The sequence below is a fragment of the Coleofasciculus sp. B1-GNL1-01 genome (assembly GCF_040220235.1).
Lineage (GTDB): Bacteria > Cyanobacteriota > Cyanobacteriia > Cyanobacteriales > Coleofasciculaceae > Coleofasciculus.
In genome coordinates, this window is record NZ_JAVJTO010000115.1 from 1 (window position 1) to 19,618 (window position 19,618).

The window sequence follows — 19,618 nt, forward strand, 5'->3', positions numbered from 1 at the left end:
GGGGCTGCTGAATAAGTCTTGTGGTGGGGAGAGGCAATAGGGAATAGGCTTTCTTGCAATGGTTTTAACCCTCTGTCGAGGTAAAATTTGGTGCTGTTGTCGGCGAAAATTCCAGGATGCAAGACGGTTATAGTGTAAAAACCTTGCACTTGTTGGGTCGAAAAATGGCTGGAAACCCTTATCTGGTCTAACTTACACGCTTATGCAGCAAGCCCTACTTATTTAGAACGTCTGCCCTGTGTAAACAGAGCGAACTTCTCCATTCCGTCGAATAATCGCTTCTCCGTTGTTCACTTCAACTAACATCCAGCCACTTGTGCCAATGGCTTCGCCAATGTTAATCCGCTGAGTAATCCCATCAATTTCAAATAAGGCAGCAGAAAGTTGGTCTGACTCTAGCACACCCACCAGAGTATGGTTTACAGGAGGCGGGGGTGGCGGTGCTGGTGGCGTTGGCGATGCTGATGCTGTAGGTGAAGTCGGAGCAACCGTTGGGGGTGGTGCTGGCGGTGTTTGAGCCGTGACTTGAGGAGGTGGTGGTGTGGGTGCAGGTGGATTAGCAGCAGGTGAAGGCGCTGGGGCTGGCGGCGGTGCGACTGAGGAATTGGCAGGGGGTACAGGGGGTATCCAGGAACTCTGAGGTGGATAAACTGGATAGTAGATTCGTTCCAAAATTGTACCCGCTGGATTAGCACCCATGACACGATTGATCGCACCGGAAGAGTTGGTCGCACCTGGAGGTAGATTAGGATTACCTGTTCCACCACCTGCAATTCCAGCTTGTTGTCTGGCTTCAGCTTTACGGTCAATGGCTTCTAGCGCCTCCAAGGCATACTCTCCAAACTCGTAATCGGCTTCTGAGGGAAGTTGGGTGTCAGCAGACGGTGAGGCAATAAAATTGGGCAACCAGGGTGCAAACCGTTGTTTCTGAGTAATTAGGAGCAACAGTGCGGTTAGACCTACTGAAATTAGAGCCATTACCCATAAAAATTTATCCACAGACCAACCTGATTTTTTGGCATGGGAATCACTACTCTTTGTTCCTTTCGTTTCTGAAGACTGGGTTTCAGACGATTCTTGGTTCGTCTCAGAGGGCTGTTCCACCAAGTCTTGAGTTGGTATCACAGCAGGTGGCGCGGTGATGGAAGGCATCACAAGTGACTTTAAGGATACATAATCGGGTTTAGCCGGTTCAGTTGGTAATTTGCTACTCCCTTCCAAAATACGGTCAAGATCTGCAAATAAATCATCCATTAACTTATCCGCATCGGCTTCGGCTGACCAAGACTGGATAGCAGTGGAAGTGGTTGATGGCTTGTTTGCCTTGTCGTGAGTATTGATATCCTGAGACATAATGGCTCGCTCTTATGGCTATAGAATTCTCTATATTAAGATGCTCTAAAGCATTTCCTATCGCTTAGATTAGCAATCAAATTACCGATCTGAGAAAAAATTCTCATCTTTTTATCGAAATTCTGTACAATTTTAAGTCCAATGGCGATATTGTGGGTCTACTTCTGTTGATTGGCTTTGGCATTGCGTCGCCACATCTGAGGTTTGATGCGTCGCAACGCTGATGCCGGAAATCGTTGATGCCATTGGTGATCTGAAAGTGTCGCCAGTTCCGCTAACGTGGGAGCGACATTCCCCGGATAGGGTTCAAAGTCGGCTACATCTGTTGGTTGAGCAAAGCGTTGGTTCCAAGGACAAACATCCTGGCAGATATCACACCCAGCCACCCAACCCTCTAAATGGGGGGTGATGGATGAGGGAAGTTCCTCGGCTCGATTTTCAATTGTATGATAAGCAATACAACGATTAGCATCTACGACAAAAGGTTTAACAATTGCTCCGGTCGGACAAGCCTCCAGGCAACGGGTACAGGTTCCGCAATGCTGGGTATGGGGAGTATCGGGTGTGAGTGATAAGTTGGTTAAAATTTCCCCTAAAAACACCCAACTCCCATACTCTCGCGTAATTAGATTACCATTTTTAGCGATCCAACCAATTCCAGCACGTTCTGCCCACACTTTATCCTGCACCGGACCGGTGTCTACGTAGTAACGAGCTTCGATTCCTTCTGCTTGGGCTTGTAGCCAGTGGGTCAAGGCTTTGAGTTTTTTGTGCATCACCTTATGATAATCTCGTCCCCAAGCATAACGGGATATCTTGGCGTACTCGTTTCCTTGAGGACGTTGGTGAGGGGTATAGTAGTTGAGGGCAACGGAAATAACGGATTTAACCCCTGGCATACAGGCATGGATATCTAGACGGCGAGGATTCTGCATCCAGTCCATGTCAGCATGATAGCCCTGAGCTAACCACGTTTTCAGATGTTGAGTGGCTTCCTCGTCAGCATTCCCTTCGACGGCTGCAATACCACAGTGATGAAATCCGAGCGATCGCGCTTTTTGCTTAATTTGATTACTTTGGTCATTGGTCATTGGTCATTGGTCATTGGTCATTGGTCATTTGTCCTTTGTCCTTGGTCATTAGCACATACTTTGACCAGTTTCTCTATTATGAAGGCAATACCGTTACTAACAACCCTGAAATGACTATAGAGGGCATTACCCAGTCCGTTATTTTACGCTACTTTGAAACGATGAATGCTGGGGATTATGACGCAACTGCCGCATTGTTTATAGATAACGGTGTGATGCAGCCACCGTTTGAGGAACCCATCCAAGGACAAGAGGCGATCGCAACCTACCTTAAGGCTGAAGCTATTGACATGCAGCTTTCACCAAAAACGGGAACTGTGGAACCCCAAGAAAACGGGGATACTCAAATTCAAGTCAAGGGCAGAGTACAGACACCACTATTTAGTGTCAATGTGGGCTGGATATTTATTCTCAATTCCGAACAAGAGATTAGTTTCGTCAGAATTAAGCTGTTAGCATCACCTCAAGAACTCCTCAGCTTAAGACGATGACAAATGACGTAGCTTGCTTCTCGATGAAAGCGAGTATGACCAATGACCAATGACAAATGACAAATGACAAATGACAACTAAGCCGCCACTTGCTCCCAGGAACGAGCGAGCAACTGACGCCCCAACTCAATATCTCTAGGCGCACAAAGCCAATCGGGATGAGCGGTCATTAACAAACTCTCTAATGCTTCTTGGTCAAACAAATGCCAGACAGCCGCGCCGTCAATCGTGGTAGCGATCGCGTAGCAATTGGCGCTGATACACTGAATGGTTGAGGTGTTGGCAATTCGCCGCAGTTCCATGCGATCGCCCGCTTGAAGATTTCGGAACCGCCATACTATTTGCTTCCATTCCTTGAGTGATGACACCGTTAATCCTGGAATCGCGACCTGGATATCCGGATCTCCATTGACGGCAATCCAATAGTGGCGTGATGGATCAATTCCTTCCAACCATGGAGAATCGTCATCCAATCGGTAGCGGGGAGACAAGATAAACGGCTGTGTCATAGGAATGATGGGTTGCACTAAACTTAACAGCTAACTCTTGGTTTCAGAGGCTCACCAGTCCTCGAAACAAGGGTATCTTAACAGACAGTCAAGTCGCTCTTTAGGCTTGGGCTTGACTTATTTAAAATCCTATAGATTCAGATATCTATATCAAGTAAATTTAACAAAGCTTATAGATTTAATTAGGAATAGCGGTATTTTCGTAAGATTTTGTAACAATTGCTGTCTTCGCAGGAATTATACCACGGTTTTTCAGTAAATGGGGTAAAATCATCAATTATTCGTCAGCCTTAGGTAAGCTCGTCTCCATCTTCAGACAATTACGACCATTGATCTGCAAGCGATACTCAACTCGATCCATCAGCCTTTGCATAATCAGCCAACCATATCCGCTTTCCTGTTTCGCCTCTGGAGAGGGTTGATTATAGTTGGTGATGTCATACCCTTTGCCGTGATCCCAAATTTCCAAAGCAATGTCTCGCTCTTTGAGTTCCAAGCGAATCAAGATAGGTAAATTGGGTTGATCTCGATGAGCATGACGCACCACATTGGAATAGGCTTCAACTAACGCCAGTCTTAACCGACTCGATTGACGTTGCCAATCCACTGAATCTCCTAACGCTACTTCCAAACTTCCCAGTAACCAGCTTTCGACAATCGTCAAAAACTTCAAGTCACTTGGTACATGCAGCTCCGTTTTCATCAACTATAAAACCTCCATCGAGAGAATTGTTTGGTCATCTTCCTGAACATTATTCGTCTCCTCACGGATGCGAACTAATAAATGGGGCAAATTAAAGGGAGCTGGTTCCTGAAGCAGAAGCTGCCAAAGACCCGATGTTCCCAGCATTGAATTCGTCAGGGATTTACTCTGTTTATTATTTTGAGGATTGCGGCAATGTTTAACCTCCTTAACCGTTGCTTCTGTAATCCCATCGCTGATCAGTAGCACAACATCCCCTGAATGTAACGTCAACGTTCCGGCTTTGGCTTGCCACTCCGGAAGAATACCTAGCGGAATCCCCCGAGTTTTCAGGTAATCCGGTTCTACGGTGACAGAGGATTCCGGTGCAGATTGCTGTTGGACAACTAAATGATGCGCCCAAACCAACGGATAGATGTGACCCGCATTCGCATAGACAAGCTGTCGCGAGGTTGGTGTATATCGCGCTAATACCATCGTGATAAAGCAGTTGGTACTGAACAGATCATCTGACATAATGCTGTTCAGGTTTCGCATCACTACCTCCGGTTCGGGAGAGATTTCTTGAGCCAATTCTCGGCGCAAGATAGAAATCGCACTTGCCATAAATAAAGCCGCAGGCACTCCCTTCCCCGAAACATCACCAACCGCCAGCCAAACATCGCCTTGAGGATGCACGTAGACTTCAAAAAAATCACCGCCAACTTCTCGTGCGGGATAACAGTGGGCTTGAACTCTAACCCCGTCCACTTCGGGTAAACTTTGGCGCAATAAATTATTTTGAATCTGGCGAGCCACCTCCAATTCAGCCCGCATCTGTTCAGCTTGTAACTGGGTGCGTTGGTAGAGTTTTGCCTGAGAAATGGCTAACGCTGCCTGTTCAGCGACAGCTTCGATGAGTTTAATATCCTCTGACATCCAAGGCTGATCACACTGTTGTTTATAAAGGGATAACACTCCCAATAGCTGTTGTTGCCAGATCAGAGGAACAACTAGATGCACCGAATGATTACCATCACTGAGCTGTTGAATAAGCTGGGGTTTCCAGTTTTCCAGCACATTTTGCACAATCGGTTCAACATCAGGTAACGATTCAGAATCTTTTGTGGACTCAGCTTGGTAAGAAAATGAGTCTGAAATCAGGTGATTACCATCGACAGGTTGCAGGATACGATTTGTCGCCTCGAAGGTTTGACCAATCGTGGTGACAACGGTTTGCAACATACTGCCATAGTCTAGCGACTCACGAATGGCTGTTGTCACGACATTAAAGAGTTCTTCGCGGCGTAAAGCGCGGCTCAGTTCATTGGTTCGTTGTTTGAGAACTCGGTACGTATCGGCTGCTTGTTGAACGATGACTTTCAGACTTTCTGGATTCCACGGTTTGGTAATATACTTAAAAACTTTGCCGGAGTTAATGGCTTCGACTAAATCTTCAACATCGGTATAGCCCGTTAACAGAATCCGAATTGTATCGGGGAAGCGATCAACGGTTTTCCCTAATAATTCTGTACCATTCATCACGGGCATTCGTTGATCAGAGATAATGATCGCCATTTCTCCCTGTTCATCCAAAATGCTCAGAGCGCCCATCGCTCCATCAGCTTTATAAACCCGAAACTCTCGTCGGAACGTTCTATATAATAAATCTAAATTGTCAGGCTCATCGTCCACTATCAATAATTTGAGTTTATCTGCCTGACTCATTCTGTGTACTCCGGTCTCTGCTTGAGTTAGAAACAATAAGTTAAGGGGATTGCAATTCGTTGCCTTTTGATCTCAAAGCTGGCTGAGCATTGTTTTCAGCTATCCTTTTTTCTTTCGGTATATTGCCAATTCCCCAATTTCTAAACTTATTTTCGTTAATAAAATTTATTATCATACCATATAGATTTGGTTAGGGGAATTAATCAGCCTTTTATTTTATCAAGATCCGACGATATGCACCCAGTCGGTTATAGAGATTACCTTTTTTCCTCTAGCTTAACCTTCTTTTGGGGCAATGTGGCTTCCACTCAGATTATACTTTCTCGTCCAAGAGCTGGGATGCAGGGGGAGCCATTGGTGTCAACTTAAGGTGAAAAGCAGGGGAAGCAGGGGAAGCAGGGGGAGCAGAGATACTTTTGTTACCATGATTCATTCCAGCGTTCAATGACCAATGACCAATGACCAATGACTAATGACTAATAACCTTTACCGAGTTACTCCCTGCACAACTGGACGAATAGCAGAACCATCAAACAGTCCTGGGTTTCCAGTCCAATTAAAATCATTAATTCGTAAGCTAATCGACCCTAACTCCTGAACTGGATTGTAGCGTAGGAGAATACTATACGTGCGACGGCTGTACTCTACAAACAAATCCGTACTGATTTCCTCACCCGTGTCCAAATTGAAAGAGGTCTGAAAACCAGCCAGAAACGGACCGTAGATTTGTTGGGTGATGCCAGCAGAAAGAACGATTCTATCAGCCACTCGGTCAAACCGAAATGGGGATAAGTTCCCGCGTGCAACCTGGGTGTAGCTGAGGTTAAATCGAGTGTAGTCGAGATAGGGTTGGGAAAAATGCCCAAGCTGACCGACAAGCCCAATCGTACCACTAAGGGATTCCTGGGTATCGCCGCTACTATAGGCACTAGCCACCCCTGTGGCAACTCCCCGCAGTGCCAAGAAAGGAACTACAGGTCTTGGTGTATATCGTAATCCTTCGGTGGGGGTTAAGGGCAAAGCCTCACCTCGCCAGAGTGTGAAACTGCGGCTCAACGATGCACTGGCTTGATAGCGCGTCAAGTCGATGCGGTTATTCTCTCGTGGAGGGGGAGGTAGCAAGTCTTGTCTGTCTGTCGTGGCGTTAATCGCCTGAATCCCTGCTTGATAAGTGAGATTGATACCCGTGTCCCCTAAACGAATCACTGGGGATGTGATTACCGCTCCCAGACTCTGCTGCACCGTTTGAAAGCCCAAGGAACCGTTAAACAGGCGATCGCGAAAACTATATTCCAGATTCAAGTTATGGGGTAAACCGGTACCGATAACCTGTTGGAGTCGTACACTGGCTCTGAGTTCTTCCTCAAAATCATTGGGATCAAGGCTGGTGAAAATGGCTGAAGCCCGTAGGGTGGTTCGGGGAGTAAACGTGGCATCCAGTCGGGCTTTGAGACCGAAGGACGAGGGGTCTAAAAGACCACCATCATCTTTTTCTGGAGCATTAGGATTATTTTCACCAAAGACGGCTCTCTGGACAAAGTATTGGGGAGTCACTTTAAATCGTACCCCTGGAGTATTGACAATATTAAACGATCGCTCAATAAATAAACCGCCCCGATCATCATCATCGAAGCCAAACTGAAGTAAACCCGGTTCCCGTTCTCGACGATCAATTACTACCCGATTCCGAAATGTGGGTACAGATAACCCTTGGTCAAATACCAGTCGTGGGCGAGTGGCAACGATTTCATCCACTAAGGGCGAAATCCGGCGAAATCGAGCCGTTTCTGCTCGTAATTCTAGTTCAGGTGGGGAAAAGGGGTCATTGGTGATCCGCACATTTTGAGCGATCGCTTCTGATCCTTCAAAGTCAATGCGCTCGGCTTCGTAGCGGAATCGGTTGATGGTTCCTGTCGCCTGGGGCGCACCGGAAACGACATTTGAGAGATTTCCGGTAGTCGTTGTGCCAAAGCCTCCTCCGATAAAGAAGGAGTAAAAGCCTGGATTGGTTATGTCTTGCAGGGGTTGATTGCTGAGAACGCGATCGCTAATGGGCCGTTGTTCTTCGGGAGCATTTGGATCAGCCGGAGAGGGTAAGATGGTCAGATCAGTACCGGATGTGGGGACGTATAATTCTCCACTGGCATCAAAAATCACGCCGCTATCCTGGACAAAGGAATACTCAAAGCGTTCACCTCGTAACACTTGTTCCCCTCGTGTCAAGGCGACGTTATCCTCCGCCACTAAAATCCGATTCGGTAGGTTAACTTGGACGCGATCCGCTTCCAGCAAAGCGCCACGAAACCGCAACAGGACATCGCCTTGAGCAGTAATTACCTGTCGTTGTTGATCATATTCCTGTTGATCGGCGGTGAGTTCCAGCACCCCTGTGATCGGACCGGGAGCCGCAGGTTCAGTATCTTCTGAGGTTGACGGCTCAGGGGTTGGCTCGGAGGTTTGCGATCGCGGCTGTCGCTGATGAAGATCCGGTGCAGGAACTATCGCTGGGTTCGGTAATACTAGGCGATCGGATGGGGGAGGTGTAAATTCAAACTCTCTGATCTCACCTCCCCGCTCTTGAGTGATGATACGTTCAACGTTTGAGAGTTCCAGGGTTACGGCGGAGAAACCTACTGGGTTCGCATTCGTTGTCTCAGAGGTTAAGTTCGTGCTGAAAGTATCGGAATCAATCCCTTCTGCCTTATAACTCTCTTCTGCCTTTCTTTGGTCATTAGTCCTTGGTTGTTGACCTATAGTCAATGACGGATCTAGTGTAGTTGAGATTGGGTCAGACTGGGCATTTGCCGTTTGACTCGTGCAGCATGGTAGCAAATCCTTAGCTGTTCCCATCTCCTCTGCTAGCCTGCTCTCAGACTCGCCATGGCACGTCTCTACATTGCTCCTCTGCTCACCTGCTTGTCCGCAGGTGGTTACAAACGTTTGCTGAGGTGAATTAGCTGCATTGATTGAACGGTGAGCAGGTATCTTATCCTGTGCGTCTAAAAAGTCCTCATGTCCTTTTACCTCATTTCCTTGAAGCCTTTGACTGGGAGCCTCTGCATTGTTTCCAGCCAAGGGTAAGGATTCCACAGGACTGGATATCGAGGATTGCGGCGTGCGATCGCGGGAGTCTCCGGTGCGGTTTGACGGCAAATCATGACCCGCTACACTCGTCTTGGCATCTCTGCTCTGTGACACCTCGGTTCCTTGGTTCTCTGTCGGTGAATAACGGGCAGAAATCGACCGTCCTAGCAGAGCAGCCTGTGAAGATGTTATGTCTGATGAAAACTCTGGGGCTAACGTTTCGGGTGGGGTTGGTGTCGCCAGTCCCTTTGGAGTTGGCTGGCGAAGGCGAGTCGGTACTGAACTCACAGGTGAGGACGAAAGGGGAGCAACAGCCTCCTCAGTCGTTAACGATTGAATAATGGCAGGAGTTTCAGGCGGCTGAACGGGTTGGGGCATTTTTCAACAATAACGGTCGAAGGAACAAATCCGAAGCGTACCGCCTTACCGCGCCTAATCACAGCGGGGCGAGATACGCCTCGCCCCTTTGAAAAACTCAGGGATGAAGCAAAGTATAATTTACTCCAAATCCCGTCGCTTGGGGTTACGAGCCGGATCGTTTGACAGGAAGCCAAACACGAATAAGGCAACGAAAATACTAACAACGATATAGACCACAATCTTGAGTGTCAGCATCTTGAATATCTCCCAGAGGTATGAATCATCGAATTGGCGATTATGTTGCGTTTTGCAACAACTTTTCTAATCATACCCAATCGTGGTCTCCATGTTGATAGGCAAAGTCTACTGGCGCTCAGGATGAAGGTACAATACCCAACCGGGTTTGATCCGATGTCCTCATACACATCAGACTTTTTTCGTCAAGAGCGAGTTCCATGACTTATAGGTTTCCTCTTGCTCCCCCACCTCCCTCATCTTCCCCTGCTCCTGATAACTGATAACTGATAACTGATCACTGATAACTCCCCCAGCTTAAATAGACCCTGAAAAAACCCTGTACCGATGGGATTTTAGCCTGAAGCTGACATCGATAAACCCAAGTCTGTTACGAAAACAGTATTAAAAGTCTCATCCTTTGTGTAAAAGTATGTACACAATGTTATCCGTGTAAGATTTAGAATTTTGTCGCTCTATGCAGCCTATTCGCACTTTTAACGTTTCTCCCGCTTTGCCAGCAGCCCTGGAACCCTTACGCAAGCTGGCATACAACCTGCATTGGGACTGGAATGTGGAAACAAAAGACTTGTTCCGACGCCTAGACCGTCAACTCTGGGAATCCACTCGCCATAATCCCGTTTTGATGTTGGGGATGATTAGCCAAGCCCGTCTGGAAGAAGTGGCTGAAGATGATGGGTTTCTAGCGCAAATGGAACGGGCATCTCGACAGTTAGACGACTACCTCAAGGAACGGACATGGTATCGTAAACATCGTGGCAACAGCGATGAAAAGGAATGCTATGCCTACTTCTGTGCCGAGTATGGGTTAGTCGATTGTCTGCCCATATATTCCGGTGGTTTGGGTGTTCTGGCGGGCGATCATCTCAAATCTGCCTCTGACCTGGGTTTGCCTTTAGTGGCAGTCGGTTTACTCTATCAAGAAGGATACTGCGCCCAATACCTGAATGCGGATGGTTGGCAACAAGAGCGCTATCCGATTAATGATTTTTACAATATGCCGCTGCACTTAGAGCGCCATGAGGATGGTTCAGAAGTGCGGGTTGCCGTCGAATATCCAGGTCGTACTGTTTATGCTCGCGTCTGGCGCGTGCAAGTGGGAACGGTTTCCTTGTATCTGCTTGATACCAACATTGAACCCAATAATCCCTACGACCAAGATATCACCGATAGACTTTATGGGGGTGATCTGGATATGCGGATTCACCAAGAGATGATGTTAGGGATTGGTGGGATTAGAGCCTTAAAAGCCTTGGGATACAAGGTCAACGTTTATCACCTCAACGAAGGTCACTCCGCGTTTTTAATTCTGGAACGCATCCGTCGATATATCGAGGAAGAAGGGTTAAGCTTTACCGAAGCCAAACAATTGGCTCAGTCAACCCAACTCTTCACCACCCATACGCCTGTCTCGGCGGGATTTGACCTATTTCCTCCCGATAAGGCAATGTACTATGTGGGTCATTATGCGAATATCTTTGGCTTGTCGCGGGAAGAATTTCTGGGGTTGGGACGAGAAGATACAGGAAATTTGGAATCCCCCTTTAGCATGGCAGCATTAGCCATTAAAACCTCTAGCTTTATTAATGGTGTCAGCCGATTGCATGGGGACGTGTCGCGGAAGATGTTCCATGGACTGTGGTCTGATCTGCCTCTCGATGAAGTCCCGATTACCTCGATTACTAATGGTGTCCATGCTCGCAGCGTCGTGGCAAAGGCAAACCAAGAACTGTATGATCGCTACCTGGGTCCAAACTGGTCAAGCCGCAAGGCAGACGATCCGCTGTGGGATCGGGTGGCTTCGATTCCGGATGAGGAGTTGTGGCGCAATCACCAAGCTTGTCGGTCTCAAATGGTTATGTCTGTACGGGAACGCTTACAGTACCATTTGCGCGATCGCGGCGCTACCCCTGCCGAAATTGATCGGGCGCGTGAGGTTTTAGATCCCAGCATTTTGACGATTGGCTTTGCCCGTCGGTTTGCCACTTATAAGCGGGCAAACTTATTCCTACGAGATCTGGATCGAATTAAAAAAATTATCCAAGGTGATAAAGAACGAAAACGAAAAGTTCAGTTTGTCATTTCGGGTAAAGCCCATCCCAAAGACATGCCAGGGAAAGATTTCATCCGCAAGATTATTCATACGATTCGCGAAGCGGGATTGGATAACTCTATTGTCTTTGTTCCCAACTATGACATTCACATCGCCCGACTGATGGTATCAGGGTGTGATATCTGGTTAAATACCCCCCGTCGCCCCCGTGAGGCATCGGGAACCTCTGGGATGAAGGGTTCAATGAATGGTCTGATGAATGTCAGTATCCTGGATGGATGGTGGGACGAAGCCGATTACGTGCGAACCGGTTGGCCCATCGGTCATGGGGAAGAATACGATAATCCTGAGTACGAAGATGAGGTAGAAGCCAACGCCCTTTATGACCTACTCGAACAGGAAATAGTCCCTCTGTTCTACGATCGCGACGATGAAGGATTACCCCGTGGGTGGATTGCCAAGATGAAAGATACAATCCGACTCAACTGTCCTACCTTTAATACCGCTCGTATGCTCAGAGACTATGCGATGCGTGGGTATTTCCCCGCTAGCGAACGGTACAAGGCGATGACTAGCGAGGGCTACCAACCCGTGAAGGAACTCGCTCAGTGGAAGCAACACTTATTTGAACAGTGGTACAGCATTAAAATTGAAGACATTGACATTGCTGCTCCCAGCGATCTCATGGTCAATCAATCGGTTGCTGTGAAAAGCCGCATCAATCTAGCTGGACTAACGGATAATGATGTACAGGTCGAACTCTACCAAGGTTCAGTTAATGCCGATGGACAAATTGTGAATGGCGTACCCGTGGTGATGGATTACCAGGGAACTGACGAACACAATATCAGTATCTACACGGCAGATATCAGTTATGATGCCAGTGGCTTACAAGGTTTGTCTCTCCGGGTATTTCCCAAACACAAACATCTTTCTAGTCTCTATGAACCTGGTTTAGTTCTCTGGGCTTCTTAGTATGTCATTTGTAAGGGTTTGAGGCTGATTAACATCACTTCATCCTAATCCACCTCTGTAGGGGCGCCCAACCTGCGCCCCGACAAACAACGGATAGAAACCGTGATTAATCCCGATCATCGGGGTACATTGAACATACATAATGGATGTGCGATCGCATTGGCGATAATCCACCAGCCAAACGGCACAATCACAAAAGAGTTATCCCCATCAGCATAATGGCTGTTCATCAAGATTACATTCAACTTGACACCGACAAAAATGGTGATATGCATGACTTGACCGATAAAGTCAATGCCATTGTCAAAAACTCTGGTATCCAAACGGGAATGGTTCATGTCTTTAATATTGGCAGTACCGCCTCCATTGGCACAATCGAGTTTGAACCGGGATTGGAACGGGATTTACCGGAACTGTTAAATAAGCTGATTCCACCTAGTCGGGATTACGGACATGAGCAAACCTGGCATGATGGGAACGGACATTCTCACCTGCAAGCTACTTGGTTAGGACCCTCTCTCACTGTACCCCTTAAAAATGGCAGGTTAGAATTAGGCACTTGGCAGCAAATTTTTCACCTAGAATGCGATGTGAAACCGCGTCGCCGTCAAATTATTGTAACGATTTATGGCGAATAAGTAGTCGGACAAAAGAAAACAACACTGTATTAAGTTTAATGGCACGCTCAATAAGCATTAGGGAATCGCCGAAACCTTTGATATACCGTAGGGTGGGTTTCGACTTCGCTCAACCCACCGACTTCGCTCAACCCACCAGGTTTAAGTCGAATGACACTGACTTTAGAGTTTGTAGTAAGCGCTTAAGCGCTTCTGGCACGCTTCGTGCCTACTACGAACCCAGCTTAAGTCAGCAACATTCAGGTTTAAGTCAGTGACATTTGTATTAAGTTTTGTAAATACCCCTTAAACCCTTACCAATGACAAATGACGAATGACAAATGACGATTATGACACCAATTTTTCCAGGTATGAACCCTTATTTGGAAAATCCAGCTTTGTGGTCAGAGGTTCACTCCTGGCTGATTTTTCAACTGGCACGTTATCTCAATCCCTCATTAGTACCAAAATATCGAGCAGCGATTGAGAAACGGGTTTATTTGGATGCTTTACTCGTCGGTATTCCCGATGTAACGGTTTTCCAAAAGACCCCTGAAACAGCACCCAACGCCGCTGTAACAGCAACTGAGGTTGTAACTAAACCCATTCGGGTGACGATACCCTTAACCGAAGAAATCACTGAACGTTATTTGGAAATTCGGGAAGTCAAAACAGGACGGGTGATAACGGTTGTAGAAATCCTCTCACCTAAAAATAAACGAGGTGGTGAAGGGAGAGAGAAGTATTTGCAGAAACGACAAAAAGTATTAAATAGTGCTACTCACTTGGTTGAAATTGATCTGTTGAGGACGGGAAAATTTATGCCAATGGCAGAGGCAGTTCCATCAGATTACCGCATTTTGGTCAGTCGCACGAATCTCCGTCCCGAAGCTGAACTCTACCCGTTTAATCTGCGTGAATCCATTCCCCAATTTTTGCTTCCATTGCAGCCACCAGACCCAGAACCTGTTGTCAATTTAGCTGAGGTCTTGAAACAAGTGTACCAGGAAGCTGCTTTAGACCTAGCGATTGATTCTTTTTACAGCAGACTGTTCCACCTCTGAGGGAGAGGGATTTTCAGTGGGTGCAGTCGTTGATAATTGACACTCACCCGGCTTAAAGCGCGGGTGATTCTTCCGTCGTAGGGATTCCAATGAATTTACCCTCAGAAAGCATCTTGACCGTGTGTCCCACGGCTGCAAGTCCACGAATGCAGACTACTTGAGCGGCGGCAACGTCTCTATCAGTTGTGTAGCCGCAATGACCACATGAATGAATGCGCTGGGATAGCAGCTTTTTACCCGTTTCTGTTAGGCAGTTGGGGCATATCTGACTCGTTTTCCTAGCATCAGTTTTGAGGAAAAACACACCACGCTTAAAGCAACACTGCTCTAGTATCTGGAGGAACTGCCCCCACCCAGCATCCAGGCAGTGTTTACCTAACATTCCTTTGGCTAATGCTTTGAGGTTGAGCGATTCGGCGAATATCATACCCGCCCAATCACAAAGGTTATGGGCTAGCTCCCAGTGGTAATTCTTCCTGATGTTGGCTATCCGTTCATGCAATCGACTTACTTTGAAGAGTGCTTTTTGGCGGTTGTTACTCCCTAAGCGCTTCCTACTTACCCTTTGTTGCAGCAATTTAAGCTTGCGTTCGAGTTTCCGGAAGGGCTTGGGGTTAGGGAATAACCTACCGTTTGACACAGCGACAAAATGACTGATTCCTACATCTATGCCTATGGCTTCACCGTGGGGCATTGGCTGAGGTACATCTAGATTCCACTGTAGGGTTAACATGATGTACCATCCTGATGCACGTTTAACCACACGGGCTTGTTTGATGGTTGCTCCCTCTGGTATTGGGCGTGATTGGTTGAATTTAACCAACCCAATCATGGGTAGTTTAACCGCGTTCCCTTGGATTGGTTCAACTCCCAACTGAGGGAACACAAATGACCGCATTGTCCCAACTTTCTTGAACCGTGGGAACCCGTGTCCACCTTCCCACATGCTGACAAACGCTTTTTCTAAACGCTTGAGTGTCTGTTGGAGTACCTGTGAGTGTACCCGCTTTAGGTTGGGACTTGTTTTCCGGTATGCGGTTAGTCTCTTGCATTGGTTGGCATACGTGGGTCTAGGTGCATCAGCCGAAATGATGTATTCAGACCGGAGCGAACAGGCGTTAATCTGACAACTACGGGACTTAAACCAATCTTTGCGTTCACCTAATGCGTAGTTATACACATGACGGTTTTGGTCTAACCAATCATCAAAGATGGCTACCTGATTTTTTGTGGGCTTAAGTTTGAATTCGTAGGTCAGATTAAACACATTGATCACCTCCTTACCCTATTGTACACTATTAGTTAGTTATCGTCCGGACGTTTAATAAGAATCCCAGCTAAAGCGGCTATGCTGGACGCCTCGCTCGGTTTCATCCCTCGGTTAAAACACGAGGGAACCTGCACCATCGCTATCATGTAACTGGACACAATAAAAGCTAAGGGAGGAGATTGTCGTCATTTGTCCTTTGTCTTTGGTAAGGGTTTGAGGACTATTTACAAAACAAGTGTCTTTGGTAAGGGTTTGAGGACTATTTACAAAACAAGCGTGAGCGTGCCGTTTTCTTTTGTCCGACTACTTAGAATTTGTGATGCTGTTGGGTTGAGCGAAGTCGAAACCCAACCTACTGGCGTAGCTCCCCCGCTTTTACTCTCGCGATGAAGCGGCTTTTGACTCCGCCTCTTCTAACTCGATAATCAAATCAATTAGGTGTCTAGCATAACGAATAGAATCTGTCAACCCTCGCTCCGTCACTGGATAGCTATAGCGAGCAAAATTTTCATGAGGGTGTTGCCAACGTAACCACAACCGTCTGTCAATCATCTTCGTGCTAATTAACCAATCTCGGTAGCGGATTGGTTTGATGGGCAAGCCGGTGTTGGGATTGTCTGAAGTCACTGGCTTTCTTAGGAGTATTGAATTTAATTTACGATTTCACAGAGCATAAAGAAACGTGGTTAGACGGGTTGGAGTCGCTGTTCACTCATGAACGCTAATAATCCGTGAAATAATTTGATGCCATCAGCACTGCCCAACAAGGGGTCAGATGCCCGTTCTGGATGAGGCATCATGCCCAATATTTTACCCGTGCGATCGCATATTCCGGCTATGTTGTTGACGGAACCGTTGGGATTGCTGGTTTCGTTGATTTCACCCTGAGAATTGGCGTAACGAAAGATTACCTGATTTCCATCTTCTAGGGCTTTCAGGGTATCTGTATGGGCGTAGTAACGTCCTTCGCCGTGAGCAACGGGCAACGTGATAATATCTCCCGTAGCGTAGGCAGATGTCCAGGGCAAATCCGTGCGTTCGACTTTCAAGGGAGTGCGATCGCAAATAAAATGGAGATCTCGATTCCGGATTAATGCTCCCGGTAATAATCCAGATTCAGTTAAGACTTGAAAGCCGTTGCAGATACCCAGAACAAACTTGCCCTGTTTCGCATGGGCAATAACATGGGACATAATCGGCGAAAATTGAGCGATCGCGCCGCAGCGCAGGTAGTCGCCATAACTAAAGCCACCGGGTAAGACAACCACATCCAGATCAGAAATATCCGTTTCTTCATGCCAAACCATCCGAGTCGGACAGTCGAGCAAATCCTGGGCGACATAAGCAACATCGCGATCGCAGTTTGAGCCAGGAAAAACCACAATACCAAATTTCATGTTGATACCCCTAACTGTACCTGTACTTCATCCAAATCAAATCGATAATTTTCAATCACCGGATTCGCCAAAAGTTGGTCACAGATGCGATCCAGTTGCTCACTGGCTTGGTTTTCATCAGCCGCCGTCAGCATTAACTCAATATACTTGCCGATGCGTACTTGCTTAACATTCGCGATGCCAAGCTGCTCAATCCCGGACTCGACTGCCACGCCAGCCGGATCTAGTACAGAAGGTCGCAGTGTAACATAAATTCGAGCCTTATACTGATGATTCACAAGCACCCCCTAGTGGTTTGAGATTACCTTAATTTAAAGTTTGAACTACTAATCCCCAATAGTCCACATCCTTTTTCCTCGATTAACCCCTAAATCTATGAAAGCCCAACGCACCCGTTCTCAAGAGCGAATTTTAAAGTTGCTCAAAACCTTAAATCGTGCTGTCTCTGCCCAGGATATTCATATCGAGTTACGCAAGCGGCAGCAAGGTATGGGTCTAGCCACAGTTTACCGCTCTCTCGATGCCTTGAAACTTGAAGGAGTGGTACAAATGCGGACTCTAGCGACTGGCGAATCCCTCTACAGTTTATTGCAGGATCAACACCATCTCACCTGTCTCAATTGCGGGCGATCAATTCCCATCGAGGAATGTCCTGTCCACAATTTAGAGACCCAGTTACAAGATAACCACCGCTTTCAGATTTACTATCATACCCTAGAATTTTTTGGACTCTGTGAGGATTGTCAAATAGTTGAAGCTGATCAAAACCGTCGTTATAGTGCCAAGAGGATGCACAGGGGAGAGTTTTGAGTTTTGGATCAAGGGCATAAGCGTGTGACCCTTCGCAACCCTTGATCAAGGGAACCTGGTTGGTGTGTAGGGGCGGGTTTCACTATTATCGTTTATTCTCTGCGACTAAACCCGCCCCGATGTTCCAGACGTATCATGCTACGTCTGGAACTCTCTCCCCCTCAACCTTGTCCCCAATCTTTACAATGGACGATAAACCCGATAGTTAATTTTGGGGAAGATGTTATCGATTTCCTCGACTTTTTCCAACCAGCCGCTGTCGATTTTACCAATCTTGATATCCTCGTAAAGCTTATTAAACCGCATCAAGTGCGATCGCGTCCGCCGGACGGCATACGGTACCATGGTTCCCGTCCGCATAATAAACGCCCAGTCCGATGACTGCGCCAGGAGTACCTCTCGCGCCGCCTGGTTTAGGGCTTTCCATTCCAGTTCATCGGCGGGTTCGCGACGCCCCAACTCAATCATCCGTTCTGCTGCTTTGTGCAGGTGAGGATAAATCCAAGCATTGGTTTCATTAAGCCAATATTCATGAAATCCCTTATACCCCCAACTTGACTGAGAAGGCTTACAAACTTGCTGGGTGGGATTATCCTGCAAATAGTCCGCCAGGTGGGTCATATCATAAGTCCCCTGGTCATACCAAGACTTGCGGAACAGATAATCGATAAACCATGGTCCCTCGTACCACCAATGACCAAACAGTTCCGCATCATAGGGGGACACCACAATCGGCGGACGCTGCATAATTCCCGCCAAATGACCCACCTGTTGTTCCCGGTTAAACATAAAGTTAGCCGCATGTTCAGCCACTTTTTCTCGCGCCCAATAGGGGTCATACAACGCCTTATCCCCTAACCCCAATCCGCGACCTGTGATTCGGTGATATTTAATTCCTGTATTTTTGCGCTGCCCATTGGGCATAATATAGGGCTTAATGTATTCGTATTCGGCTTCCCAGCCTAAATCCTTGTAAAATTCCCGATATTCGGGTGAACCGGGATACCCTACTTCCGAAGACCACACCTGCTGAGAGGATTCGTGATCTCGCCCAAATGCAGCGACTCCTGTCTCCGTATAAATTGGAGCATAAGTGCCAAACCGGGGACGAGGACGGGCATACAAGATTCCGTGACCATCGGTGAGGAAATAGCGTAAGCCTGCATCCGCGAGTAATCGTTCCACCCCTTCGTAATAGGCGCATTCGGGTAACCAAATCCCTTTCGGGGGACGCCCAAAGGTTTGCTCATAATGCTCACAAGCCACCTGAATTTGCGCCCAAACAGCTTGGGGATACATCTTCATCAGCGGAAAATAGCCGTGAGTCGCGCCGCAAGTGATGATTTCCAGGTTATTGCTGTCGAGAAATTGTTTAAATGCGCTGATCAAGTCACCCTGGTACTGTTCCCAGGTTTGGCGAATTCGACTGAACTCATTAACGTAATGTTCAGCGAGGTAGCGAATGTGACCATAATGTTCATTATGCTCGACTTCCTTTTGCGCCAACTCTTCAAGTAGAGCTAAATGTTTGTCGTAGCGCTCTTGTAACAGAGGATCTTTTAGCATCGACACCAAAGGGGGTGTCATGCTCATGGTGATTTTAAAGTCCACCCCATCCCGCTTTAACCCTTCAAAGACATGCAGGAGGGGGACATAAGTTTCGGTGATGGCTTCAAAAAGCCATTCTTCTTCCAGAACATAGTCACTTTCTGGATGCCGCACAAAAGGTAGATGGGCATGAAGGACGAGCGCAACGTAGCCGATAGCCATAGTGAATAGAAGTCGTGAATTGCTAATAAAAAGTTTAGGATAGCCCGGGAGGTTTACACACAGCCATATTTAGCTGCTTGATACTTTGACCCTGAGCGAAGCCGAAGGG

The 19,618-nt window shown here is 47.1% G+C and carries 17 protein-coding genes; 5 read left to right on the forward strand and 12 right to left on the reverse strand.

The features are described from left to right. Positions 1-222: 222 nt before the first annotated feature. Complete coding sequence (locus RID53_RS28190; protein WP_446391248.1) at positions 223-1,353, reverse strand: hypothetical protein; 1,131 nt, start codon at positions 1,351-1,353, stop codon at positions 223-225. A 158-nt stretch (positions 1,354-1,511) separates the two neighbouring features. Continuing rightward, positions 1,512-2,444 (reverse strand): tRNA epoxyqueuosine(34) reductase QueG, encoded by a 933-nt coding sequence (gene queG, locus RID53_RS28195; RefSeq protein WP_446391249.1) that lies wholly within the window; start codon positions 2,442-2,444, stop codon positions 1,512-1,514. A 110-nt stretch (positions 2,445-2,554) separates the two neighbouring features. Between queG and RID53_RS28200 the strand changes: the two genes are divergently transcribed. Next, positions 2,555-2,935, forward strand: a complete 381-nt coding sequence (locus RID53_RS28200; protein WP_446391250.1) for a YybH family protein — start codon at positions 2,555-2,557, stop codon at positions 2,933-2,935. Positions 2,936-3,012: 77 nt separating this feature from the next. Here RID53_RS28200 and RID53_RS28205 read toward each other — a convergent pair whose 3' ends face one another. From RID53_RS28205 to RID53_RS28225, 5 genes are all read right to left on the reverse strand, one after another. Then, a complete protein-coding gene (locus tag RID53_RS28205; protein WP_446391251.1) occupies positions 3,013-3,444 on the reverse strand; it encodes a hypothetical protein in 432 nt (143 codons plus the stop codon). 277 nt (positions 3,445-3,721) lie between these two features. Next, the gene (locus tag RID53_RS28210; RefSeq protein WP_446391252.1) at positions 3,722-4,147 is read right to left on the reverse strand and encodes an ATP-binding protein; all 426 of its coding nucleotides are present in this window, start codon (positions 4,145-4,147) and stop codon (positions 3,722-3,724) included. Between the two features lie 3 nt (positions 4,148-4,150). Further along, on the reverse strand, positions 4,151-5,854 hold the full coding sequence (locus RID53_RS28215) for a SpoIIE family protein phosphatase (protein WP_446391253.1): 1,704 nt from the start codon (positions 5,852-5,854) through the stop codon (positions 4,151-4,153). A 486-nt stretch (positions 5,855-6,340) separates the two neighbouring features. Then, the gene (locus tag RID53_RS28220; protein ID WP_446391254.1) at positions 6,341-9,316 is read right to left on the reverse strand and encodes a DUF3769 domain-containing protein; all 2,976 of its coding nucleotides are present in this window, start codon (positions 9,314-9,316) and stop codon (positions 6,341-6,343) included. 120 nt (positions 9,317-9,436) lie between these two features. After that, on the reverse strand, positions 9,437-9,553 hold the full coding sequence (locus RID53_RS28225; RefSeq protein ID WP_006099131.1) for a photosystem II reaction center protein I: 117 nt from the start codon (positions 9,551-9,553) through the stop codon (positions 9,437-9,439). 457 nt (positions 9,554-10,010) lie between these two features. On the opposite strand from RID53_RS28225, the gene glgP reads away from it, so the two are divergent. The 3 genes from glgP to RID53_RS28240 all read left to right on the forward strand — a co-directional run bounded on the left by glgP (position 10,011) and on the right by RID53_RS28240 (position 14,262). Then, positions 10,011-12,581 carry an alpha-glucan family phosphorylase gene (gene glgP / locus RID53_RS28230; protein WP_446391255.1) on the forward strand — a complete coding sequence of 857 codons (2,571 nt, stop codon included), beginning with the start codon at positions 10,011-10,013 and terminating at the stop codon, positions 12,579-12,581. A gap of 218 nt (positions 12,582-12,799) precedes the next feature. Beyond that, a complete protein-coding gene (locus tag RID53_RS28235) occupies positions 12,800-13,219 on the forward strand; it encodes a secondary thiamine-phosphate synthase enzyme YjbQ (RefSeq protein ID WP_446391256.1) in 420 nt (139 codons plus the stop codon). A 320-nt stretch (positions 13,220-13,539) separates the two neighbouring features. Continuing rightward, positions 13,540-14,262 (forward strand): DUF4058 family protein, encoded by a 723-nt coding sequence (locus tag RID53_RS28240; protein WP_446391257.1) that lies wholly within the window; start codon positions 13,540-13,542, stop codon positions 14,260-14,262. 52 nt (positions 14,263-14,314) lie between these two features. Here RID53_RS28240 and RID53_RS28245 read toward each other — a convergent pair whose 3' ends face one another. From RID53_RS28245 to purS, 4 genes are all read right to left on the reverse strand, one after another. Continuing rightward, the gene (locus tag RID53_RS28245; RefSeq protein WP_446391258.1) at positions 14,315-15,529 is read right to left on the reverse strand and encodes an RNA-guided endonuclease InsQ/TnpB family protein; all 1,215 of its coding nucleotides are present in this window, start codon (positions 15,527-15,529) and stop codon (positions 14,315-14,317) included. Between the two features lie 378 nt (positions 15,530-15,907). Beyond that, positions 15,908-16,159, reverse strand: a complete 252-nt coding sequence (locus tag RID53_RS28250; RefSeq protein WP_446391259.1) for a hypothetical protein — start codon at positions 16,157-16,159, stop codon at positions 15,908-15,910. A 59-nt stretch (positions 16,160-16,218) separates the two neighbouring features. Then, positions 16,219-16,929 carry a phosphoribosylformylglycinamidine synthase subunit PurQ gene (gene purQ, locus RID53_RS28255; RefSeq protein WP_446391260.1) on the reverse strand — a complete coding sequence of 237 codons (711 nt, stop codon included), beginning with the start codon at positions 16,927-16,929 and terminating at the stop codon, positions 16,219-16,221. Continuing rightward, positions 16,926-17,207, reverse strand: a complete 282-nt coding sequence (gene purS, locus RID53_RS28260; RefSeq protein ID WP_446391261.1) for a phosphoribosylformylglycinamidine synthase subunit PurS — start codon at positions 17,205-17,207, stop codon at positions 16,926-16,928. Before purS ends, purQ begins: the two co-directional genes overlap by 4 nt. A 97-nt stretch (positions 17,208-17,304) precedes the next feature. Between purS and RID53_RS28265 the strand changes: the two genes are divergently transcribed. Continuing rightward, a complete protein-coding gene (locus tag RID53_RS28265) occupies positions 17,305-17,739 on the forward strand; it encodes a Fur family transcriptional regulator (protein ID WP_446391262.1) in 435 nt (144 codons plus the stop codon). A gap of 180 nt (positions 17,740-17,919) precedes the next feature. On the opposite strand, the gene RID53_RS28270 is transcribed toward RID53_RS28265, so the two are convergent. Then, entirely contained in the window at positions 17,920-19,509 is a 1,590-nt protein-coding gene (locus tag RID53_RS28270) for a glycoside hydrolase family 57 protein (protein ID WP_446391263.1), read from the reverse strand. Positions 19,510-19,618 lie beyond the last annotated feature (109 nt).

Coding starts and splice junctions, on each gene's coding strand:
- RID53_RS28225 (WP_006099131.1), bottom strand. CDS start 9,553: ATGCTGACACTCAAGATTGTGGTCTATATCGTTGTTAGTATTTTCGTT.
- RID53_RS28220 (WP_446391254.1), bottom strand. CDS start 9,316: ATGCCCCAACCCGTTCAGCCGCCTGAAACTCCTGCCATTATTCAATCG.
- RID53_RS28200 (WP_446391250.1), top strand. CDS start 2,555: ATGACTATAGAGGGCATTACCCAGTCCGTTATTTTACGCTACTTTGAA.
- RID53_RS28270 (WP_446391263.1), bottom strand. CDS start 19,509: ATGGCTATCGGCTACGTTGCGCTCGTCCTTCATGCCCATCTACCTTTT.
- RID53_RS28235 (WP_446391256.1), top strand. CDS start 12,800: ATGGCTGTTCATCAAGATTACATTCAACTTGACACCGACAAAAATGGT.
- purQ (WP_446391260.1), bottom strand. CDS start 16,929: ATGAAATTTGGTATTGTGGTTTTTCCTGGCTCAAACTGCGATCGCGAT.
- RID53_RS28265 (WP_446391262.1), top strand. CDS start 17,305: ATGAAAGCCCAACGCACCCGTTCTCAAGAGCGAATTTTAAAGTTGCTC.
- RID53_RS28190 (WP_446391248.1), bottom strand. CDS start 1,353: ATGTCTCAGGATATCAATACTCACGACAAGGCAAACAAGCCATCAACC.
- glgP (WP_446391255.1), top strand. CDS start 10,011: ATGCAGCCTATTCGCACTTTTAACGTTTCTCCCGCTTTGCCAGCAGCC.
- RID53_RS28205 (WP_446391251.1), bottom strand. CDS start 3,444: ATGACACAGCCGTTTATCTTGTCTCCCCGCTACCGATTGGATGACGAT.
- queG (WP_446391249.1), bottom strand. CDS start 2,444: ATGACCAATGACCAAAGTAATCAAATTAAGCAAAAAGCGCGATCGCTC.
- RID53_RS28240 (WP_446391257.1), top strand. CDS start 13,540: ATGACGATTATGACACCAATTTTTCCAGGTATGAACCCTTATTTGGAA.
- RID53_RS28215 (WP_446391253.1), bottom strand. CDS start 5,854: ATGAGTCAGGCAGATAAACTCAAATTATTGATAGTGGACGATGAGCCT.
- RID53_RS28210 (WP_446391252.1), bottom strand. CDS start 4,147: ATGAAAACGGAGCTGCATGTACCAAGTGACTTGAAGTTTTTGACGATT.